Source organism: Streptomyces sp. Z423-1, assembly GCF_013009255.1.
Lineage (GTDB): Bacteria > Actinomycetota > Actinomycetes > Streptomycetales > Streptomycetaceae > Streptomyces > Streptomyces gossypiisoli.
The window spans coordinates 1,056,253-1,077,830 of sequence record NZ_CP053109.1 but is presented as its reverse complement, the minus strand read 5'-3'; the positions used below and the strand labels follow the sequence as shown (position 1 = coordinate 1,077,830).

Here is a 21,578-nt window from a genome sequence, read left to right as displayed (position 1 = left end):
GGCGATGGGCAGGTGCCGAGATTGTAGAGCGGGCGTCAGGAAGGCGGTCCGGAAGGCTTCCGCTGCTCGACATGACCTGCTATGACTAACGTACTAGTTCGTACATTAGCTTTGGAGGTCCGTGGTGGCCAAGGACTCGTATCTCGTCGGACTGATCGGTTCCGGCATCGGACCCTCGCTCAGCCCGGCCCTGCACGAGCGGGAGGCCGACCGCCAGGGACTGCGCTACCTGTACCGGCTGATCGACATCGACGCCCTCGGCGTCCCACCGGACGCGGTCGGCGATCTGGTGCGGGCCGCCCGGGATCTGGGTTTCGACGGGCTGAACATCACGCATCCCTGCAAGCAGCTGGTCGTCGGGCACCTCGACGCGCTCGCCCCGCAGGCCGAGGCGCTCGGCGCGGTCAACACCGTGGTCTTCGACGACGGGCGGGCCGTCGGCCACAACACGGACGTCACCGGTTTCGCCGCCTCCTTCGCGCGCGGCCTGCCGGACGCCCCGCTGGACCGGGTCGTACAACTCGGCGCCGGAGGGGCGGGCGCGGCCGTCGCGCACGCCACGCTCACCCTCGGCGCCGGGCGGGTCACCCTCGTCGACGCGCTGCCCGACCGGGCCGCCGCCCTCGCCGGATCGCTGAACCGGCACTTCGGCGACGGCCGCGCCACCACGGCCGCCCGCGCCGAGCTGCCCGGCCTGCTGAAACGGGCCGACGGCCTGGTCCACGCCACCCCCACCGGCATGGCCGCCCACCCCGGCATGCCCCTCCCCGCCGAGCTGCTGCACCCGGGACTGTGGATCGCCGAGGTGGTCTACCGCCCGCTGGAGACCGAACTGCTGCGCACCGCCCGCGCGATCGGCTGCGCCGCTTTGGACGGGGGCGGGATGGCCGTCTTCCAGGCCGCGGACGCGTTCCGCCTGTTCACCGGCCGGGAAGCCGACAGCGCGCGGATGCTCGCGGACATCGCCGAGCTGGCGGACACCGTTCCGGCCGCGAACGTGAAGGAGGAAGTGCCGACATGAGGACCTCCATCGCCACCGTCTCCCTCAGCGGATCCCTCACCGAGAAGCTCACGGCCGCCTCCCGGGCCGGTTTCGACGGCGTCGAGATCTTCGAGAACGACCTGCTCGCCAGCCCCCTCACCCCCGAGGAGATCCGCACCCGCTGCGCCGACCTCGGCCTGCGCATCGACCTCTACCAGCCGATGCGGGACATCGAGGCCGTACCGGCGGACGAGTTCGCCCGCAATCTGCGCCGCGCCCGGCACAAGTTCGAGCTGATGCGCAGGCTCGGCGCCGACACGGTCCTCGTCTGCTCCAGCGTCTCCCCGCTCGCCGTGGACGACGACGCCCTCGCCGCCCGGCAGCTGAGCCGACTCGCCGATCTCGCCCAGGACTTCGGCATCCGCGTCGCCTACGAGGCGCTCGCCTGGGGACGGCACGTCCATACGTACGACCACGCCTGGCGCATCGTCGAGACAGCGGACCACCCGGCCCTCGGCACCTGCCTGGACAGCTTCCACATCCTCTCCCGCGGCTCGGACCCCAAGGGCATCGAGGACATCCCCGGAGAGAAGATCTTCTACCTTCAGCTCGCCGACGCCCCGCTGCCGGCCATGGACGTCCTGCAGTGGAGCCGCCACTACCGCTGCTTCCCGGGGCAGGGCGGTTTCGACGTCGCCGGGCTGGTCCGTCATGTGCTGCGCACCGGGTACGACGGTCCGCTCTCCCTCGAAGTCTTCAACGACGTCTTCCGGCAGGCCGAGGCCGGCCCGACCGCCGTCGACGCCCGCCGTTCCCTGCTGGTGCTCGGGGAGGCCGTCGGCGAGGCCGAGCTGCCCGCCCCCGTCGTGCCCACCGGCGTCGCCTTCGCCGAGCTGGTCACGCCCGACACCGAACCCGTCTCCGCCCTGCTCGCCGCCCTCGGCTTCGCCCGCGCCGCACGCCACCGCACCAAGCCGGTCGACCTCTGGCAGCAGGGCGCGGCCCGGATCCTGGTCAACACGGGACCGGCCGTCCGCCGCGGCGGCACCCAGCTCGCCGCCATCGGCCTTCAGTCACCCGACCCGGCGGCCGCGGCCGACCGCGCCGAGGCGCTCCTCGCCCCCGTACTGCCCCGCCGCCGCGCCCCGCAGGACGCACCGCTGGACGCGGTCGCGGCCCCCGACGGCACGGAACTCTTCTTCTGCGGAGCCGACGGCTGGCGCGCCGACTTCGAACACGTCGCCCACACCCCCGCCGCCACCCATGTCCGCCACATCGACCACCTCGCCCTCACCCAGCCCTGGCACCACTTCGACGAGGCGACCCTGTTCCACCGCAGCGTGCTCGGTCTGCACGCGCAGGACAGCGTCGACGTCGCCGACCCCTACGGGCTGCTGCGCAGCCGCGCCGTCACCAACGCCGACGGCAGTGTCCGCATCGCGCTCACCGTCGGCGCGGCGCCCACCGACGAGACGGTCCGCGCCCAGCACATCGCGCTGGCCACCGACGACGTGGTGGCCGCCGCCCGGCGTTTCCGGGAGACCGGGGGCCGCCTGCTTCCCGTCCCCGCGAACTACTACGACGACCTCGCGGCCCGGTACGACCTCACGGACGAGGAACTGGCGACGTACCGCGAGCTCGGCATCCTCTACGACCGTGACCCGCACGGCGTCTTCCGCCACTGCTACACGCGGACCGTCGGCCGGGTCTTCTTCGAGCTGGTCCAGCGCGACGACGGCTACCGCGGCTACGGTGCCCAGAACGCCCCGGTGCGGCTGGCCGCGCAGCACGCGGTGCAGGCGGTCACTGGCGGCTGATCATCCGGGTCACGCCCGCGGCCACCGTCGTCGCCAGGATCCAGCCGGTGAGGATGAGCACGTAGGCAAGCGCCTGGTACCCGCCCTTCGGGGCGAACGCGGGCTCCTGGCCGAAGGAGATCACCGGCAGCAGCAGGTCGAGCGTGTAGAACACCGGGTTGAAGTCGGGCGCCTCGGACGGCTTCAGCGCGGGTGGGTGGCGCAGGGCGTACACGACGGAGCCGACGCAGAGCAGCGACAGCAGCCAGCCCGCCGCCCGCAGCGGGCGGTAGCCGTAGCCGACCGTGGCGTCCTGGAGGTGTCCCCACAGTCGGCCGATGCCGGAGAGCGTGCTGCGGTGGCGGCGCTGTTTGGCGAGCTGGACCTGCCGGGCGGCACGGTCGTCGCCGATGCGCTGGTAGGCGGCGGTCAACTGCTCGTAGGCGTGCGGGACATAGCCGTCGCCGTCGCGCTCCAGCATGGGCAGGCGGCGTTCGGCGGGCTCGTGCGGGGTGAGCGAGGTGTAGGTGAGGCTGTTGAGGAGGACCCGGTCCGGCACTGTCTCCGGTTCCAGGAAGAGGACTTCGAGCTGGGCGCGCCGCAGGTTGAGGGTGCCCTCCATGGGCGGGCTCTTGCGCAGCCAGAGTTCGCCGATCGCGCTGCTGCTCACCCGCAGCGCCGACTTGCCGGGATTCGACAGGTGGGAGTACGACAGGTCGAGGCGCCCCGCGATCCGGGCGCCGCGCAGGCCGATCCAGCCCTGTACGTGCGCGTGCCGCATCAGGACATGGCCGCCGACGCTGAGCGTCTCCGCGTCGAGGGCGGGGAGTTGGGGATGGCTGAGCCGGGCCTCGTTGAGGTTGACCGTCCCGCCGACGTCCGCGCCGTTGAGCCGTATCTCACCCCGGACGCGCAGCCCGGGCGCCCACAGGTCGTCGCCCACGGTGACCTGATTGAGCTGGAGCGCCGGTTCCGTCGCGTCCGGCGCGCCGATGTCCGCGCCCTCCAGGTACAGGGTCCCGGCGATCTGCGCCCCGCCGAGCCGTACCACGCCCCGGAACCGGGCGCGTGTCATGCGCAGCACGCCCTCCACGTGCACGCCGTGGGAGACCAGCCCCGGCAGCACGGACTCGCTGAGGTTCAGCTCGCGCAGCCGGCAGCCGTAGAAGCGGGGCACCTCGTCGAAGTAGCAGTGCCGCAGCCGGGCGGGGTGGTCGAATGTGGCGTACTGGAGATCGAGCATTCCCGTGATCCGGGCGCCCGCCAGGCTGAGTGAGGCTATCTCGCCGTCCTCCTGGGGGCCGTTGAGGAGCAGCGACCGCAACACGGTGGCGCGGACGGTGCGTTCCGGCCCCCAGTCGGCCCCGGCTGTCGCGTCCTCGTCCCGCGCGGTGCGGAAGTCCACGGACTCCCCGCGCGCAAAGGCCTGCCACACGCGTAGTTCGGCCGGTGTCAGATCGTTGATCTCCATCGCGGGCGACTCTGACCCGACCGAACCCCGAGTGTCAACACAGGCCTTACGGCCGTACGTTCCACTCCGCGACGACCGGCCGGCCGTGCTCCGTCGACAACCGGCTCACCGTCCCCGTCGCCAGCTGGAACAACCGCCCGTCGGCGGGCGCCAGCCCGAGCCGGCGGGCCGTCAGGACGCGCAGGAAGTGGGCGTGCGCCACCAGGATCACGTCACCGTCGGCAAGCGCGTCCCCGACCCGGGCGAGGACCCGGTCGGCTCGGGCGCCCACCTCGGCCGGTGACTCGCCCGGATGTCCCTCCGTGCCCGGCGGCACGCCGTCCGTCCACAGGTTCCAGTCGGGACGGGTGCGGTGGATCTCGCGAGTGGTGACGCCCTCGTAGCCGCCGTAGTCCCATTCACGCAGCTCCGGGTCCGGTATGAACCCGGTCAGGCCCGCCAGTTCGGCGGTGCGGATCGCGCGGGCCAGTGGGCTGGTCAGCGCGAGAGCGAAGGTCCGGCCGGTCAGGAGGGGAGCGAGGGACTTGGCCTGTTCCTCGCCGTGCCCGGTCAGGGGCAGGTCGGTCCAGCTGGTGTGCTGTCCCGTGACGCTCCATTCCGTCTCACCGTGCCGGACCAGCAGGAGATCCCCCATGGCCCGTTACTTCTCCGCCGCCTCGACGGCATGCCCGCCGAACTGGTTGCGCAGGGCGGCGACCATCTTCATCTGCGGGGAGTCGTCCTGCCGGGACGCGAACCGCGCGAAGAGCGAGGCCGTGATCGCGGGCAGCGGCACGGCGTTGTCGATCGCCGCCTCCACCGTCCAGCGGCCCTCGCCGGAGTCCTCCGCGTACCCGCGCAGCTTCTGCAGGTGCTCGTCCGCGTCGAGCGCGTGGACCGCGAGGTCCAGCAGCCAGGAGCGGATGACCGTGCCCTCCTGCCAGGAACGGAAGACCTCCCGGACGTCGGTCACGGAGTCGACCTTCTCCAGCAGCTCCCAGCCCTCGGCGTAGGCCTGCATCATGGCGTACTCGATGCCGTTGTGGACCATCTTCGCGAAGTGCCCGGCGCCCACCTTGCCCGCGTGGACATAGCCGTACGGGCCCTCCGGCTTGAGCGCGTCGAAGATCGGCTTCAGGCGGTCGACGTGCTCCTTCTCGCCGCCGACCATCAGCGCGTAGCCGTTCTGCAGGCCCCACACGCCGCCCGAGACGCCCGCGTCGACGAACCGGATGCCGTGCTTGCCGAGTTCCTCGGCGTGCTTCTCGTCGTCCGTCCAGCGGGAGTTGCCGCCGTCGATGACCGTGTCGCCGGGCTTGAGCACGCTCGTCAGCTGGTCGATGACGCTCTGCGTGACGGCGCCGGCCGGGACCATGACCCACACCACGCGCGGCGCGGCGAGCCGGTCGGCGAGTTCGACCAGGTTCTTGACGTCGGAGAGTTCGGGATTGGTGTCGTACCCGACGACCTCGTGGCCGGCGTTGCGCAGGCGCTCGCGCATGTTGCCGCCCATCTTGCCGAGACCAACAAGACCGATCTGCATGTCAGCTCACTTTCCTCAGTTCGCGGTAGGCGGCCACCAGCGCGGCCGTGGAGGGGTCGAGACCGGGGACTTCGGTGCCTTCGGTCAGGGCGGGTTCGACGCGCTTGGCGAGGACCTTGCCGAGTTCCACGCCCCACTGGTCGAAGGAGTCGATGTTCCAGACGGCGCCCTGGACGAAGACCTTGTGCTCGTAGAGGGCGATCAGCTGGCCGAGGACCGCGGGGGTCAGCTCGGTCGCCAGGACGGTCGTGGTGGGATGGTTGCCGCGGAAGGTACGGTGCGGGACCTGCTCCTCGGGCACGCCCTCGGCCCGCACCTGCTCGGCGGTCCTGCCGAAGGCGAGCGCCTGGCCCTGCGCGAACAGGTTGGCCATCAGCAGGTCGTGCTGCGCCTTCAGCCGGTCGTCCAGCTCGTCGACGGGGCGGGCGAAGCCGATCAGGTCGGCCGGGATCAGCTTGGTGCCCTGGTGGATGAGCTGGTAGTAGGCGTGCTGCCCGTTGGTGCCGGGCGTGCCCCACACCACCGGCCCGGTCTGCCACTCCACCGGCCGGCCCTCGCGGTCCACCGACTTGCCGTTGGACTCCATGTCCAGCTGCTGCAGATACGCCGTGAACTTCGACAGGTAGTGGCTGTACGGCAGCACGGCGTGCGACTGGGCGTCGAAGAAGTCGCCGTACCAGATGCCCAGCAGGCCCAGGAGCAGCGGGGCGTTGGACTCGGCGGGGGCGCTTTTGAAGTGCTCGTCGACGAGACGGAAACCGTCGAGCATCTCCCTGAACCGCTCCGGGCCGATGGCGATCATCAGGGACAGGCCGATCGCCGAGTCGTAGGAGTAGCGGCCGCCGACCCAGTCCCAGAACTCGAACATGTTCTCCGGGTCGATACCGAACTCGGTGACCTTCCCGGCGTTCGTGGACAGGGCGACGAAGTGCTTCGCGACCGCCTTCTCCTCGCCGCCGAGACCGGCGAGCAGCCAGGAGCGGGCCGAGGTGGCGTTCGTGATCGTCTCGATGGTGGTGAAGGTCTTGGAGGCGACGATGAAGAGGGTCTCCGCCGGGTCCAGGTCGCGCGTCGCCTCGTGCAGGTCGGCGCCGTCCACGTTCGACACGAAACGGAACGCCAGATCCCGTGCCGTGTACGGCCGCAGCGTCTCGTACGCCATCGCCGGACCGAGGTCGGAGCCGCCGATGCCGATGTTGACGACGGTGCGGATCCGCTTGCCGGTGTGGCCGGTCCACTCGCCGGAGCGGACGCGGTCGGCGAAGGCGCTCATCCTGTCGAGCACGGCGTGCACCTGGGGCACCACGTTATCGCCGTCGACCTCGATCACCGCGTCCCGGGGTGCGCGCAGCGCGGTGTGCAGGACGGCGCGGTCCTCGGTGAGGTTGATGCGCTCGCCGCGGAACATGGCGTCGCGCAGCCCGAACACATCGGTGGCGGTGGCCAGTTCCTGGAGCAGGGCGAGGGTCTCGTCGGTGATCAGGTGCTTGGAGTAGTCGATCCGCAGATCGCCGACGGTGACGACGTACCGCTCCGCACGCCCGGGATCCGCCGCGAACAGCTCACGCAGGTGCGCCCTCCACTGGGCGCGATGATCCTCCAGCGCGGTCCATTCCGGCCGCCGCGTGAGCAGAGGAGTGTCAGACATGAGACACCCCCTCGCCCCGCAGGGCAACGGCGTACATCTCGTCCGCGTCGAGACGCCTGAGTTCCTCGGCGATGAGTTCGGAGGTGGGGCGTACCTTCAGCGCGAGCGTGCGGGGCGGCTGGCCCGGAAGGGACAGCGTGGCCAGCGGGCCCTCGGGGCGGTCGATGACGATCTCGCCGTTCTCCGTGCCCAGCCGGACGCCGGTCACGACCGGGCCCGCGGTCTCCACCCGGTCGACCGTGACGTGCAGCCGGGCCTCCAGCCAGCGGGCCAGCAGCTCGGCGCTGGGGTTGTCGGCCTCGCTCTCCACGGCCGCCGCGGTGATCCGCAGCCTGGCCTGGTCCAGGGCCGCCGCCAGCATCGAGCGCCAGGGGGTCAGCCGCGTCCAGGCGAGGTCGGTGTCGCCGGGCGCGTAGGACCGGGCGCGGGTCTCCAGCGCGGCCAGCGGTGCCTCCACGGCGTACATGTCGGTGATCCGGCGCTGGGCGAGCGCCCCGAGCGGGTCCTTGGCGGGCACCTCGGGCGCGTCCACCGGCCACCACACGACGACCGGCGCGTCCGGCAGCAGCAGCGGCAGCACCACGGAGTCGGCGTGGTCGGACACCTCGCCGTAGGTGCGCAGCACGACCGTCTCGCCGGTGCCGGCGTCGGCGCCCACCCGGACCTCGGCGTCCAGGCGGGACTGCTGCCGGTCGCGCGGGGTGCGGGCGTGCCGCTTGATGACGACCAGGGTGCGCGAGGGGTGCTCGTGCGAGGCCTCCTCGGCCGCCTTGATCGAGTCGTAGGCGTTCTCCTCGTCCGTGACGACGACCATCGTCAGGACCATGCCCACGGCGGGCGTGCCGATGGCGCGGCGACCCTGCACGAGCGCCTTGTTGATCTTGCTTGCCGTGGTGTCGGTCAGGTCGATCTTCATGGCCTGCGCCAGCTCCGTCCGTCTCGTGCGAGCATCTCGTCGGCTTCTGCGGGACCCCAGCTGCCCGCGACGTACTGCGCGGGCCTGCCGTGGGCGGCCCAGTACTCCTCGATCGGGTCGAGGATCTTCCAGGACTCTTCCACTTCCTGGTGACGGGGGAACAAATTGGCGTCCCCGAGGAGGACGTCCAGGATGAGCCGCTCGTACGCCTCCGGACTCGACTCCGTGAAGGACTCGCCGTACGCGAAGTCCATCGTCACGTCCCGGATCTCCATCGACGTGCCCGGCACCTTGGAGCCGAACCGCACGGTCATGCCCTCGTCGGGCTGGACGCGGATGACGATCGCGTTCTGGCCGAGCTCCTCGGTGGCCGTGGAGTCGAAGGGGGAGTGCGGCGCCCGCTGGAAGACCACCGCGATCTCCGTGACCCGGCGGCCGAGCCGCTTGCCGGTGCGCAGATAGAAGGGCACGCCCGCCCAGCGGCGGTTGTCGACGTTCAGCTTGATCGCGGCGTAGGTGTCCGTGGTGGACGCCGGATCGATGCCGTCCTCCTCCAGATAGCCGCGCACCTTCGCGCCGCCCTGCCAGGCGGCCCCGTACTGCGCGCGCACGGTGTGCTCGCCGAGGTCCTCGGGCAGCTTCACCGCCTTCAGCACCTTCAGCTTCTCCATCAGCAGCGAGGACGCGTCGAAGGAGGCGGGTTCCTCCATCGCGGTGAGCGCCATCAGCTGAAGGAGGTGGTTCTGGATGACGTCACGCGCCGAGCCGATGCCGTCGTAATAACCGGCACGGCCGCCGATGCCGATGTCCTCCGCCATCGTGATCTGCACATGGTCGACGAAGGACCGGTTCCAGATCGGCTCGAACATCTGGTTGGCGAAGCGCAGCGCCAGGATGTTCTGCACGGTCTCCTTGCCGAGGTAGTGGTCGATCCGGAACACCTGCTCCGGGTCGAACACGTCGTGCACGATCGCGTTGAGTTCCACGGCCGACTTCAGGTCGTGGCCGAACGGCTTCTCGATCACCGCGCGCCGCCAGGAGCCCTCCGGCGCTTCGGTCAGCCCGTGCTTCTTCAGCTGCTGGACGACCTTCGGGAAGAACTTCGGCGGCACGGACAGGTAGAAGGCGTAGTTGCCGCTGGTGCCCCGGGAGGCGTCCAGTTCCTCGACGGCGGAGCGCAGCTGCTTGAACGCGTCGTCGTCGTCGAAGTCACCGGGGATGAACCGCATGCCCTCGGCGAGCTGGTGCCAGACCTCCTCACGGAACGGCGTCCGCGCGTGCTCGCGCACCGCGTCCCGCACGACCTGCGCGAAGTCCTGGTCCTCCCAGTCCCGGCGGGCGAACCCGACGAGCGAGAAGCCCGGCGGCAGCAGGCCCCGGTTGGCCAGGTCGTAGACGGCCGGCATCAGCTTCCTGCGGGACAGGTCGCCGGTGACTCCGAAGATGACCAGCCCGGAGGGGCCGGCGATCCGGGGCAGGCGACGGTCCCGGGCGTCGCGCAGCGGGTTGCTCCAGTCGGGGGACGGGGCGGCGGCCGCGGACGCCTCCTCGGCGGCCTGTTCCTCAGTGGTCGGCTTGGTGCTCATTCCCCGTCAACTCCCTTACCGGTCAACGACTTCGTCACGGCGTCCAGCAGCTCCTGCCAGGCCACCTCGAACTTGGCGACGCCCTCCTCCTCCAGCTGCCGCACCACCTCTTCGTAGGAGATCCCCAGCCGCTCCACGGCGGCCAGGTCGGCCCGCGCCTGCGCGTAGCCGCCGCTCACCGTGTCGCCGTGGATGTTCCCGTGGTCGGCGGTGGCGTTCAGCGTGGCCTCCGGCATCGTGTTGACCGTGCCGGGCGCCACCAGGTCCTCTACATACAGGGTGTCCTTGTACGCCGGATCCTTCACGCCGGTCGACGCCCACAGCGGGCGCTGCTTGTTCGCCCGCGACCCGGCCAGGACGGTCCACCGGTCACCGGAGAAGACCTCCTCGTACGCCTCGTAGGCGAGCCGCGCGTTGGCGAGCGCCGCCCGGCCCTTCAGCGCGAGGGCCTCCTGCGTGCCCAGCACGGTCAACCGCTTGTCGATCTCGGTGTCGACGCGGGAGACGAAGAAGGACGCCACGGAGTGGATGCCGGCCGGCTCGATCCCCGCCGCCTGCGCCTTCTCCAGGCCGGCCAGGTAGGCGTCCATGACCTCGCGGTACCGCTCCAGCGAGAAGATCAGCGTGACGTTGACGCTGATGCCGGCGCCGATCACCTCGGTGATCGCCGGCAGGCCCGCCTTCGTCGCCGGAATCTTGATCATCACGTTGGGCCGGTCGACGAGCCAGGCCAGCTGCCGGGCCTCGGCGATCGTGGCCGCCGTGCGGTGGGCGAGGCGCGGGTCGACCTCGATGGAGACCCGGCCGTCCCGGTCGCCGGTGGCGTCGTACACCGGCCGCAGGATGTCCGCGGCGGCCCGGACGTCGGCCGTGGTCATCATGCGCACGGCCTCGTCGACCGTGACGCCCCGCACGGCCAGGTCGGCGAGCTGCTCCTCGTAGCCCTCGCCGGAGCCGATGGCGGCCTGGAAGATGGACGGGTTGGTGGTGACGCCGACGACATGCTTGGTCGCGATGAGTTCGGCGAGGTTGCCGGACGTGATCCGCTTGCGCGACAGGTCGTCCAGCCAGATCGACACGCCCTCGTCGGACAGGCGCTTGAGTGCTCCCGCGGCGGCGGATGCTTCGGTCACAGTGATCATCTTCTTTCTGGCGATCGGATCAACCACGCGCGGCAGCCAGCGATTCCCGGGCTGCGGCGACGACGTGCTCGGCGGTGAAGCCGAACTCGGTGAACAGGGTCTTCGCGTCGGCGGAGGCCCCGAAGTGTTCGAGGGAGACGATGCGTCCTGCGTCACCTACGAAGCGGTACCACGTCAGACCCACCCCCGCCTCGACAGCGACACGCGCCTTCACGGACGGCGGAAGCACCCGCTCCCGGTACTCGCGCGGCTGCTCCTCGAACCACTCCACGGACGGCATCGACACCACCCGGGTCGGCACACCGGCCTCCTGGAGCCGCTCGCGCGCCTCGACGGCCAGATGCACCTCGGAACCGGTGGCGATGAGGGCGACCTGGGGCGTGCCGCCCTCGGCCTCGAACAGCACGTAACCGCCGCGCGCCGCGTCCTCGTTCGGCTCGTACGTCGGTACGCCCTGCCGGGTGAGGGCGAGGCCGTGCGGGGCGGGGTCCGTGGTGTGCCGGCGGAGGATCTCCGCCCAGGCGATGGCGGTCTCGTTGGCGTCGGCCGGACGGACGACGTTCAGCCCCGGGATGGCGCGCAGGGCGGCCAGGTGCTCGACGGGCTGGTGGGTGGGACCGTCCTCGCCGAGGCCGATGGAGTCGTGCGTCCAGACGTACGTCACCGGGAGCTGCATCAGCGCGGACATCCGCACGGCGTTGCGCATGTAGTCGGAGAACACCAGGAACGTGCCGCCGTAGACGCGGGTGTTGCCGTGCAGGGCGATGCCGTTCATCTGCGCGGCCATCGAGAACTCGCGGATGCCGAAGTGGATCGTACGGCCGTACGGGTCGGCCTCCGGCAGCGGATTGCCTTTCGGCAGGAAGGACGAGGTCTTGTCGATGGTGGTGTTGTTCGAGCCGGCCAGGTCGGCGGAGCCGCCCCACAGCTCGGGGATCACCGGGCCCAGCGCCTGGAGCACCTTGCCGGACGCGGCCCGCGTGGCGACCGCCTTGCCCGCCTCGAAGACCGGGACCTTCTCCTCCCAGCCGGTGGGCAGCTCACCCTTGCTGATCCGGTCGAACTCGGCGGCCCGCTCCGGGTCGGCGTCCCGCCAGGCGGCGATCCGCTTGTCCCACGCGGCGTGCGCCTCGGCGCCCCGGTCCAGGGCCCGGCGGGTGTGGGCGAGCACCTCGTCGGCGACCTCGAAGGTGCGCTCCGGGTCGAAGCCCAGCACCCGTTTGGTGGCCGCGACCTCGTCCTCGCCCAGCGCGGAGCCGTGCGAGGCCTCGGTGTTCCGGGCGTTGGGCGCGGGCCAGGCGATGATCGTGCGCAGCGCGATGATGGAGGGGCGCTCGGTCTCGGTCTGCGCCGCCTTCAGCGCCGCGTACAGCGCGTGGACGTCGATGTCGCCGCTCTCGGCGGGCTCGACGCGCTGGGTGTGCCAGCCGTAGGCCTCGTACCGCTTCAGCACGTCCTCGGAGAACGCGGTCGCGGTGTCGCCCTCGATGGAGATGTGGTTGTCGTCGTAGAGGAAGACGAGGTTGCCGAGCTTCTGATGGCCCGCCAGGGAGGAGGCCTCGGCGGAGACGCCCTCCTGAAGGTCGCCGTCGGAGACGATCGCCCAGATGGTGTGGTCGAAGGGCGAGGTGCCCTCGGGGGCGTCCGGGTCGAACAGGCCGCGCTCGTAGCGGGCGGCCATCGCCATGCCGACGGCGTTGGCGACGCCCTGCCCGAGCGGGCCGGTCGTGGTCTCCACGCCCGCCGTGTGCCCGTACTCGGGGTGACCCGGGGTCCTCGACCCGTGCGTGCGGAAGGCCTTCAGATCGTCGAGGTCCAGCTCGTACCCGGCGAGATAGAGCTGGGTGTAGAGGGTGAGCGAGGTGTGGCCGGGGGAGAGGACGAAGCGGTCCCGGCCGGTCCACTCCGGATCGGCCGGGTCGTGCCGCATCACTTTCTGAAAGATCGTGTACGCCGCCGGGGCGAGGCTCATCGCGGTGCCGGGGTGGCCGTTGCCGACCCGCTGTACGGCATCGGCCGCCAGCAGGCGGGCGGTGTCGACGGCACGCCGGTCGAGGTCGGTCCACTCGAAGCTGCCGGTGCCGTCGGGTGTCTGCGTGCTCATCTGTAGGCAGTCCTCTTCAAAAGGTCATGGAAACCAGCGTTGTTGCTGGTCCAACGCGTTCGACCTTAAAAGTCTGACTTTTTTGCCGGAAGGTTGGGGTGTGCCAGCCTGTGGTGAAAGTGGGACACGCCCACGCACGTCAAGGCGGTACGAGAAGGACATGGCGGACAGAACCATCCAAGGTGGCGACAGTGGGGACGGCATCCGGACGTTCGCCTTCCCGGTCGAGCGCAGCGTCTGCGGCGTCGGCATGCAGGTCGGCCCGATGGACCCCGGCCACGTCTGGCACTCCGACGCTCCGCTGGACCGCATCCACCGCATCGACTTCCATGTCGTGATGGTCTTCAGCGGCGGACCCGTACGGCACATGGTCGACTTCACCGAGTACGAGGCGAGGGCCGGCGATGTGCTGTGGATCCGCCCGGGACAGGTGCACCGCTTCACGGCCATGAGCGAGTACCGCGGAACCGTCCTGGCCATGCAGCCCGGCTTCCTGCCCCGCGCCACGGTCGAGGCCACCGGCCTGTACCGCTACGACCTGCCGCCCCTGCTCCACCCCGACGGGGCCCAGCTCACGGCCCTGAGGGCGTCCCTGTCCCATCTCCAGCGCGAGTACGAGGACGCGGCGACGCTGCCCCTGAGCCTGCACACCGCGGTACTGCGCCACTCCCTCAGCGCGTTCCTGCTGCGCCTGGCCCATCTGGCGGCCAGCTCGGCGGAGGCGGCGGGGCAGCAGGCGGACACCACGTTCACCCTCTTCCGGGGCGCGGTCGAGCGGGACTTCGCGACCAACCACAGCGTCAGCGCCTACGCCGACGCCCTCGGCTACTCCCGCCGCACCCTCGTCCGCGCGGTCCGCGCCGCCACCGGCGACACCCCCAAGGCCTTCATCGACAAACGCGTCGTGCTGGAGGCCAAACGCCTCCTCGCCCACACCGACCTGCCCATCGGCCGCGTCGGCGCGGCGGTCGGCTTCCCGGACGCGGCCAACTTCTCCAAGTTCTTCCACCAGCACACGGACATGACGCCGGCGGCGTTCCGCGCGGAGTTGCGCTGACACGGCGAAACGTGACACGGCAACGGGGCCCACGCGCGCGTGGGCCCCGCTCGGAGCGGAGACGACCGCTCAGGTGAAAGAGCCGCTCAGCGGCCGAAGTTGAACCAGTTCACGTTGACGAAGTCCGCCGGCTGGCCGCTGGTGAAGGTGAGATACACATCGTGCGTCCCCGTCACCGAGCTGATGTTCGCCGGGACCGTCCGCCACGACTGCCAGCCGCCCGTGTTGCCGATCGCGAAGCTCCCGATGGGTGCGTTGCCACGGCTGTCCAGGCGCACCTCGACCAGCCCGCTCACGCCCGATCCGGCGCCGCTCGCGACCCGGGCGTAGAACTGCCTGGCCGGCGTGGTGCCGAAGTTGACGCCCCGGTAGAGCGCCCAGTCGCCGTTGGCGAGGGCGCCGATGTTCTGGCCGCCGCCCGTGTCGGAGGTCGACTCGGTCATCGTGCCGGACTGGCCGTCGTGCGACTCGGCCTGGATGGCGCTGTAGGCGTCCCGGTTGCCCGTCGGCGGAGGTGTGGTACCGCTCCCACCGGCCGACAGCACCTGGACGTAGTCGACGACCATCGGGTGACCCGGCACCGTGGTCGCGTCCGGGCCGCCGCCGAAGGCGTCCACGAAGCCGCCGCCCATCGCGACGTTGAGGATGATGAAGAAGCCGTGGTCCGTGGCGTTCGCCCAGGTGGTCGCGTCGACCTGGTTCTCCCGCACGGTGTGGAAGTGGGTGCTGTCGACGTAGAAGCGGATCTCCTCGACGTCGGTCGAGCGGTCCCACTCCATGCGGTACGTGTGGAAGCCGGACTGGCAGGTGGCGCCGGGGCAGGCGGTGGAACCGCCGATGCCGGTGGTCTCGTTGCACGGGCCGCCGGGGGAGGTGCCGCAGTGCATCGTCGCCCAGACGGTGTTGAGGCCCTGGACGTTCTCCAGGATGTCCAGCTCGCCGACGCCCGGCCAGTTCCAGTAGTTGCCGCGGTAGGGGGCGCCCAGCATCCAGAAGGCGGGCCAGTAGCCGCGGGCGGCGGCGCCGGTGACGTTCGGCATCTGGATGCGCGCCTCGACGCGCAGCTTGCCGCCGGCCGGGGGCTGGAAGTCGGTGCGGTTGGTCTCGATCCGGCCCGACGTCCAGTTGCCGGCCGCGTCGCGGCGCGGGGTGATACGGAGGTTGCCGCTGCCGTCGAGGGAGACGTTGCTGGTGCTGGACGTCATCGTCTCGATCTCGCCGGTGCCCCAGTTGGCGGGGCCGCCCGGGTAGCCCGTCCCGGTCGCGTACTGCCAGTTGGCCGTGTTGACGCCGGAGCCGGCGGCGCCGTTGAAGTCGTCGACGAAGACCTGCGTCCAGCCCGACGGGGGCGGTGGCGCGGCCGCGGTCGCGGTCGGCGTCACGGTCGTGGCGGCGAGCGCGGCGAGGCCCAGCGTGCTCAGTACGGCGACGAGGGCCCGCCGGTAGGGCCGGCGTCTGCCGGGGGTGCCGGAGGTTTCACTCATGGGGTGCCTCTCGGTACGGAGTGGGGATGCGCGGGTGCCTGTCGGAGAGCACCCGTGAGGGGTTCTTGAGAGCGCTCTCAAGCAGGGACTGCGCCGCCAATGTGCTCCCGGGCACTCCAGCCGTCAAGAGGTGCAACCGAGAAAGTCCTTGGAGAGCCGGGGAGTTCAAGTGATGAAGGCGGACATGCTCGGCATCTCCGCCTGGTGCGGGGGGAGTCGGGACCCGTCCCGCACGGGTGGGGCTAGCGTGCGCGTCATCGGCATGGCCCGTCGGGTGCCGGGACAGGAGGGGGAGGCATGGACGCGGTGATGGTCCACCGCCTGGTTGTCGCCGTCGTGGTGCTGGCGTGTGCCGTCGTCGCGGTCCGTGCCTGGCGACGCCGCCGGTCCGGCGGTGCTGTCGGCGTGCCGCGGCAGCGGACCGCCGACACCCGCGTGCGGTCGGGGAAGGGTTTCTCCATCACGTTCTTCGACCGGGCGACCGGCGCCCGCGTGGCAAGCGACCCGGGACTGGTCGAGGCGTTGCTGGCCAAGCACGGCCGGTACGACCTGGTGGGCGCCCGCTACTACGGGCGCCCCACCGAGGACGGATACGAGATCACGTTCGACTGACCGGCCCCGCGACCTCGGAGCCCGCTACGGGTGACGTCCGTGTCCCGGGTGGCCGAGGTCGTACGGGCGTGGATACGGCGTCGGCCGGTACGTCACGTACCGTGGCTGCGCCGCCGGTTCCTCCTGTCGTGCCCGGGCGTTGAGCGCACCCGCCGAGGCGTCCCAGTGGCCCGTGGTCAGGCGGTGCTCCAGGGTGTGCAGCGCGGCGAGCATCTCGCCGGTGGTGAAGGTGCAGTGGCCGGGGCCGTCGACGTACGCCTGGGCGAGGCGGCGGTCCGGGCCGGTGGCCCGGCGGTAGGCGCTCTCGGCCTGCACCGGGATCAGCGCGTCGCCGGTGGTGTGGATGTTCAGCTGCGGGTCCGTCAGCCGGCCGGTGAGGACGCTGGTGTCCCGCATCCACCGTACGGCGGCGGGGTCGGCGGAGATGCGGGGTGCGCGGTTCAGTGCCGCGAGGTCGGCGCGCAGGGAAGCTCCCGCCTCCTTGTAGAGCTCGGTGACCTCCTTGTAGAGCGGCGAGCGGCGCAGCATCGCCGTGTAGTCGACGCCGGTGTTCCACGACGGGTTGCCGCCTGCCCGTTGCTCGGCCTCCTGACGCCAGCTGAAGGCGGGCAGTTGGAGGAGCCCGGTGACGGCGGCGTACTGGTTGGCCTGCTGGGCGTCCCAGTCGGTCGGCGCCGGTTCCGGCTGGGCGGGGTCGTTGTGGCCGGGGATGTTGTGCAGGGCGGCCGCGAGGGCGATCCGGGCGCGGCCCTCGGGGGTCTGCTGGGCGGCGGCGACCTCGGTGGTGAGCGCCTGCGCGGCCTTCTGTGCGGCCGCCTGGTCGGCGAAGCCGGTGAGCGGGAGGTCCGCCCCGGGAGCGAGCAGCGTCCTGAGCGCGAACACCGGGTCCAGCGTGCTGTTCCAGTTGGCGATCCCGCCCTGCACCAGCCCGCACATCGACAGCGAGCCGTCGAACCGGTCCGCGTGCCGCTCGGCGAGGGTCGTGGTGACGAGCCCGCCGTAGGAGGTGCCCCAGGCGAGGGTGCGCCGGGCGGTGCCGAAGCGGGACGTGAACAGGTCCAGGGTGGCCAGTTGGTCGGGGACGGCGTCCGTGACGGCCCAGCCGGTGGTGGCGTACGAGGAGCCGATGAGGGCGTAGCCGTCGGCGAGGAGTTCGGCCCGCGTCTCGGAACTCGGTGCGTTCTCGGCCGGGTTGGGCCAGCCGGAGGCTCGGTAGCCGTGGCTGTAGAGGAGGACGGTGCCGTTCCAGTCGGCGGGCACGTCCATCAAGTACGTGGCGCCGGAGGGGAGTCGGCCCTCGATGTGCGCGTCCGTGGCGGCCTGTGCGGGCAGTGCGGTCACCGCGCACAGGCACAGGGACACGGCCGGCAGTGCGATACGGGTCCTCAACGGGGCGTCCCTTCCGGGGTCGGCGCGGCGGCTCGGGCGGTGGGGGACTCCAGGGCGTCGGCGTGCGTCTCGCGCAGCCGCCACACCGTGAGCGCGGTGATCGCCGCGCCGCCGCACAGCAACAGCGACACCGGTGCGCTGCCGCCGCCGGACGCGGCGAGCAGGCTGCCGGCGATCAGCGGGGAGAACCCGGCGCCGACGAGGGTGGCCGCCTGGTAGCCGAGGGAGGCGCCGGTGTAGCGGACGCGGGTGCCGAACATCTCGGTGAACAGCGCGCCCAGCGGGCCGTACATCGTGGACTGGGCGACACCGTGACCCAGCGCCAACGCGAGGATCAGCAGTCCGGGGGAGCCGGAGTCGACCAGCGCGAGCACCGGGAAGGCGAGCGCGGCCGAGGCGACGGCGCCGGTGAGCACCACCGGACGGCGTCCGACCCGGTCGGACAGCGCCGAGGCCAGCGGCAGCACCAGCAGCGCCACGCAGGAGGCGATGGTCACCGCGGTGAGCACCTGCGGCCGGCTGTAGCCCTGCTGGACGGCGTACGAGATCATGAATCCGGTCAGCAGCGACTGGGCCGTGAACGCGCCGATGCCGACGCCCACCGCCTGCAGGACGGGCCCCGGGCGGCGCAGCACCTCCAGGATCGGCGGCCGGTCCACCGGGGCCCGCTTGACCTCGGCGAACAGCGGGCTCTCGGCGACTTTCAGCCGGACGAACAGACCGACCGCCAGCAGCGCGATGCTCAGCAGGAACGGCACCCGCCAGCCCCAGGTGCGGAACTGCTCGTCGGGCAGTGCGGAGACGAGGGTGACCACGCCCGCGGAGAGCACCGAGCCGAGCGGTGCGCCGAGCATGGTGAAGCTGGACCACAGGCCGCGCCGGGAACCGTGGGCGCGTTCGGCGTGCTCGACGACCATCAGGGTCGCGCCGCCCCACTCGCCGCCGATCGCGATGCCCTGCACCACGCGCAGGGTGACCAGCAGGATCGGCGCCCACACGCCGATCGTGTCGTACGTCGGCAGCAGTCCGATGAGGAAGCTGCCGCAGCCCATCAGGACCATCGTCAGCAGCATCATCGACTTGCGGCCGACCCGGTCGCCGAAGTGGCCGAAGACGATGCCGCCGAGCGGCCGGGCCACGTACCCGGCGGCGAAGGTGCCGAAGGCGGCGATCGTGCCGACCGCCGGATCGGCCTCGGGGAAGAACAGTTCGCCGAAGATGAGCGCGGCGACGGTGCCGTACACGAGGAAGTCGTAGAACTCCACTGCTGTGCCGAGCAGTCCGGACAGTGCGACGCGGCGCAACTGCCGGGAATCCGGGGACGGTTGACGGGCGGACGTGCGGGATGGCTGCACGGGGGGCTCCCTGGGGACGGGGCGTGGTTGCTCCGTGAAGTTAGGCATCGCCCGTGCGGCCGTCAATCATTTGCGCAACATCAGCTGAGTCCGTCCTCCGCGATCCGCAGCAGCAGCGCGTGCAGCGTCTCCCGTTCGGCCGCGTCCAGCGGGTCCAGCAGCTCGTTGGTCACCCGCAGGCCCGCCTCGTCGGTGTCGCGCAGAAAGGCGCGGCCGTCCTCGGTGAGGACGACGATCCGGCTGCGGCGGTCGTCGGGCGCGGGGCGGCGCTCCGCGAAGCCCAGCTTCTCCAGGTCGTCGACCAGGCCCACGATCGCGCTGGGGTCGTAGCCGAGCCGGGCGCTCAGGTCGCGCTGGAGGACGCCTTCGGAGGTGGCGAGGAAACGCAGCACCGCGTAGTGGCGCAGGCGCAGCCCCGACTCCTGGAGGAAGGCGTTGAAGAGCTGCCCCGAGCGCAGGCCCAGTCGGTACAGCAGGTAGCCCGTGTCGGCATGCAGCCCTCGCATCCACGGCTCGTCCGCGTCGATGGGCTTCGGGGTGACGTTCTGGCGTGTGATGGCTGGCTCCCTGTGCTCGGTGCGTCCTGGAGATTCCAGCATCTCGCACCTGTGAGTCACAACAACTATTGACGCCAACAATTATTGCTCATAGCTTCGATCTCGAAGTCGCACCCCCATACGACTCGAAGTCGAACCCGTGTGAAGGGACCACCCACCCGTGCCCAGCATCGATCTGACCGGCAAGGTCGCCGTCGTCACCGGCAGTGGCCGGGGCCTCGGCCTCGCCTACGCGCACGCCCTGGCCGCCCACGGCGCCCGCGTGGTCGTCAACGACATCGACGAGGCCGTGGCCGAGCAGGCCGTGAAGTCCATCACCGAGACGGGCGGCACCGCCGTGGCCGAGGTGGTCCCGGTCGGTACGTCCGAGGCGGCGGACCGGCTCGTCAACCGCGCGGTCGAGGAGTTCGGCCGGCTCGACGTCCTGGTCACCAACGCGGGCATCCTGCGCGACAAGGTGCTGTGGAAGATGACCGACGACGACTTCGACGCCGTGCTCACCACGCACCTGAAGGGCACGTTCACCTGCGCCCGCGCCGCCGCCGTCCGGATGCGCGAGCAGGGCGAGGGCGGCAGCCTGATCCTGGTCGGCTCCCCGGCCGGGCAGCGCGGCAACTTCGGGCAGACCAACTACGCCGCCGCCAAGGCCGGCATCGCCGCCATGGCCCGTACCTGGTCGATGGAGCTGGGCCGGGCCAACATCACCGTCAACGCGATCGTGCCGGTCGCCGCGACCGCGATGACCGAGACCATCCCCGCCTTCGCCCCGTACGTCGAGGCGATGCGGAACGGCGAGCCGCTGCCGGACTTCCTGCGCAAGGGCGAGGGCTTCGGCACCCCCGAGGACTGCGCGGCCCTCGTCCCCTTCCTCGCCTCCGAGGCCGCCCGCGGGGTGACCGGTCAGTGCATCGGCATCGGCGGCGACAAGGTGGCACTCTGGTCGCATCCGCAGGAGATCAGGACGGCGTACGCCGACGGCGGCTGGACCCCCGGCACCCTGGCCGACGCCTGGCCCACCTCGGTCGGCGCCGAACTCCAGTCGGTCGGCATTCCGGCGCCCACGTTCCCGGAGGCGTGATGGACCTGGACGAGCTGGTCGCGATCGACGTCCACACCCACGCGGAGGTGTCCTCCAAGGGCCACTCCTCCCTGGACGACGACCTGCACGACGCCTCCTCGGCCTACTTCAAGGTCGAGGGCAAGCGGAAGCCGACCCTGGAGGAGACCGCCCAGTACTACCGCGAGCGGAAGATGGCCGCCGTGATCTTCACGGTCGACGCCGAATCCGCCACCGGCACCCCGCCCGTCCCCAACGAGGAGGTCGCCGAGGCCGCCGCCGCCAACGCGGACGTCCTCATCCCCTTCGCCTCCGTCGACCCCTTCCGGGGGAGGGCGGGCGTGCGGCAGGCCCGGCGCCTGGTCGAGGAGTACGGCGTGAAGGGCTTCAAGTTCCACCCCAGCATCCAGGGCTTCTTCCCCAACGACCGCTCGGTGGCGTACGAGTTGTACGAGGTCATCGAGGAGACCGGCACGATCGCCCTGTTCCACACCGGCCAGACCGGCATCGGCGCGGGCGTGCCCGGCGGGGGCGGGATCCGGCTGAAGTACTCGAACCCGCTGCACGTCGACGACGTGGCCGCCGACTTCCCGCATCTGAAGATCATCCTGGCGCACCCGTCCTTCCCCTGGCAGGACGAGGCCCTGGCCGTCGCCACGCACAAGCCGGGCGTGCACATCGACCTGTCCGGCTGGTCGCCGAAGTACTTCCCGCCGCAGCTGGTGCAGTACGCCAACACGCTGCTGAAGGACAAGGTCCTCTTCGGCTCCGACTTCCCCGTCCTCACCCCCGACCGCTGGCTCGCCGACTTCGCCAAGCTGTCGATCAAGGACGAGGTCAGGCCGAAGATCCTCAAGGAGAACGCCGCCCGCCTGCTCGGGCTGACGAAACCGTAAAGGG

18 protein-coding genes are annotated in these 21,578 nt (G+C 71.1%); 6 read left to right on the top strand and 12 right to left on the bottom strand.

Translation table 11 applies throughout. The annotated features are described in order from the left end of the window. Window positions 1-124: 124 nt before the first annotated feature. Window positions 125-1,021 carry a shikimate dehydrogenase gene (locus HJD23_RS05010; RefSeq protein ID WP_171113898.1) on the top strand — a complete coding sequence of 299 codons (897 nt, stop codon included), beginning with the start codon at window positions 125-127 and terminating at the stop codon, window positions 1,019-1,021. After that, window positions 1,018-2,799, top strand: a complete 1,782-nt coding sequence (locus HJD23_RS05005) for a sugar phosphate isomerase/epimerase and 4-hydroxyphenylpyruvate domain-containing protein (protein WP_171113897.1) — start codon at window positions 1,018-1,020, stop codon at window positions 2,797-2,799. Before HJD23_RS05010 ends, HJD23_RS05005 begins: the two co-directional genes overlap by 4 nt. Here HJD23_RS05005 and HJD23_RS05000 read toward each other — a convergent pair. Genes HJD23_RS05000 through tkt form a run of 8 tightly spaced genes read right to left on the bottom strand, consistent with a single transcriptional unit; the run spans window position 2,786 to window position 13,167 of the window. Next, on the bottom strand, window positions 2,786-4,249 hold the full coding sequence (locus tag HJD23_RS05000; RefSeq protein WP_171113896.1) for a membrane-associated oxidoreductase: 1,464 nt from the start codon (window positions 4,247-4,249) through the stop codon (window positions 2,786-2,788). The genes HJD23_RS05005 and HJD23_RS05000 overlap by 14 nt on opposite strands. Window positions 4,250-4,295: 46 nt before the next feature. Continuing rightward, on the bottom strand, window positions 4,296-4,883 hold the full coding sequence (locus HJD23_RS04995) for a histidine phosphatase family protein (RefSeq protein WP_171113895.1): 588 nt from the start codon (window positions 4,881-4,883) through the stop codon (window positions 4,296-4,298). A gap of 6 nt (window positions 4,884-4,889) precedes the next feature. After that, on the bottom strand, window positions 4,890-5,771 hold the full coding sequence (gene gnd, locus HJD23_RS04990) for a phosphogluconate dehydrogenase (NAD(+)-dependent, decarboxylating) (protein ID WP_171113894.1): 882 nt from the start codon (window positions 5,769-5,771) through the stop codon (window positions 4,890-4,892). A 1-nt stretch (window position 5,772) separates the two neighbouring features. Beyond that, window positions 5,773-7,419, bottom strand: coding sequence for a glucose-6-phosphate isomerase (gene pgi, locus HJD23_RS04985; RefSeq protein WP_171113893.1), 1,647 nt, complete (start codon window positions 7,417-7,419; stop codon window positions 5,773-5,775). Next, on the bottom strand, window positions 7,412-8,335 hold the full coding sequence (opcA, locus tag HJD23_RS04980) for a glucose-6-phosphate dehydrogenase assembly protein OpcA (RefSeq protein WP_171113892.1): 924 nt from the start codon (window positions 8,333-8,335) through the stop codon (window positions 7,412-7,414). The genes pgi and opcA overlap by 8 nt, the downstream gene beginning before the upstream one ends. Continuing rightward, a complete protein-coding gene (zwf, locus tag HJD23_RS04975; RefSeq protein ID WP_171113891.1) occupies window positions 8,332-9,921 on the bottom strand; it encodes a glucose-6-phosphate dehydrogenase in 1,590 nt (529 codons plus the stop codon). The genes opcA and zwf overlap by 4 nt, the downstream gene beginning before the upstream one ends. Continuing rightward, on the bottom strand, window positions 9,918-11,063 hold the full coding sequence (gene tal, locus HJD23_RS04970; RefSeq protein WP_171113890.1) for a transaldolase: 1,146 nt from the start codon (window positions 11,061-11,063) through the stop codon (window positions 9,918-9,920). The genes zwf and tal overlap by 4 nt, the downstream gene beginning before the upstream one ends. 19 nt (window positions 11,064-11,082) lie before the next feature. Next, window positions 11,083-13,167 carry a transketolase gene (tkt, locus tag HJD23_RS04965; protein ID WP_171113889.1) on the bottom strand — a complete coding sequence of 695 codons (2,085 nt, stop codon included), beginning with the start codon at window positions 13,165-13,167 and terminating at the stop codon, window positions 11,083-11,085. A gap of 160 nt (window positions 13,168-13,327) precedes the next feature. Here tkt and HJD23_RS04960 point away from each other — a divergent pair, with 160 nt between their 5' ends. Next, window positions 13,328-14,224, top strand: a complete 897-nt coding sequence (locus HJD23_RS04960; protein ID WP_171113888.1) for an AraC family transcriptional regulator — start codon at window positions 13,328-13,330, stop codon at window positions 14,222-14,224. Window positions 14,225-14,310: 86 nt separating this feature from the next. Here the strand turns inward: HJD23_RS04960 and HJD23_RS04955 are convergent, their stop codons facing one another. Continuing rightward, entirely contained in the window at window positions 14,311-15,708 is a 1,398-nt protein-coding gene (locus HJD23_RS04955; protein WP_171113887.1) for a glycoside hydrolase family 16 protein, read from the bottom strand. Between the two features lie 297 nt (window positions 15,709-16,005). Between HJD23_RS04955 and HJD23_RS04950 the strand changes: the two genes are divergently transcribed. Further along, on the top strand, window positions 16,006-16,320 hold the full coding sequence (locus tag HJD23_RS04950; RefSeq protein WP_171113886.1) for a hypothetical protein: 315 nt from the start codon (window positions 16,006-16,008) through the stop codon (window positions 16,318-16,320). Between the two features lie 24 nt (window positions 16,321-16,344). Here the strand turns inward: HJD23_RS04950 and HJD23_RS04945 are convergent, their stop codons facing one another. The 3 genes from HJD23_RS04945 to HJD23_RS04935 form a co-directional block, all read right to left on the bottom strand. Continuing rightward, window positions 16,345-17,709 (bottom strand): prolyl oligopeptidase family serine peptidase, encoded by a 1,365-nt coding sequence (locus tag HJD23_RS04945; protein ID WP_197972965.1) that lies wholly within the window; start codon window positions 17,707-17,709, stop codon window positions 16,345-16,347. Further along, complete coding sequence (locus HJD23_RS04940; protein WP_240980631.1) at window positions 17,706-19,064, bottom strand: MFS transporter; 1,359 nt, start codon at window positions 19,062-19,064, stop codon at window positions 17,706-17,708. Before HJD23_RS04940 ends, HJD23_RS04945 begins: the two co-directional genes overlap by 4 nt. Before the next feature lie 80 nt (window positions 19,065-19,144). Continuing rightward, the gene (locus HJD23_RS04935) at window positions 19,145-19,663 is read right to left on the bottom strand and encodes a MarR family transcriptional regulator (protein WP_171113883.1); all 519 of its coding nucleotides are present in this window, start codon (window positions 19,661-19,663) and stop codon (window positions 19,145-19,147) included. A 118-nt stretch (window positions 19,664-19,781) separates the two neighbouring features. On the opposite strand from HJD23_RS04935, the gene HJD23_RS04930 reads away from it, so the two are divergent. Then, a complete protein-coding gene (locus tag HJD23_RS04930; protein ID WP_277347768.1) occupies window positions 19,782-20,699 on the top strand; it encodes an SDR family oxidoreductase in 918 nt (305 codons plus the stop codon). Then, window positions 20,699-21,574: an amidohydrolase family protein gene (locus HJD23_RS04925; RefSeq protein WP_171113882.1), complete on the top strand. Its 876-nt coding sequence runs from the start codon at window positions 20,699-20,701 to the stop codon at window positions 21,572-21,574. Before HJD23_RS04930 ends, HJD23_RS04925 begins: the two co-directional genes overlap by 1 nt. Window positions 21,575-21,578 lie beyond the last annotated feature (4 nt).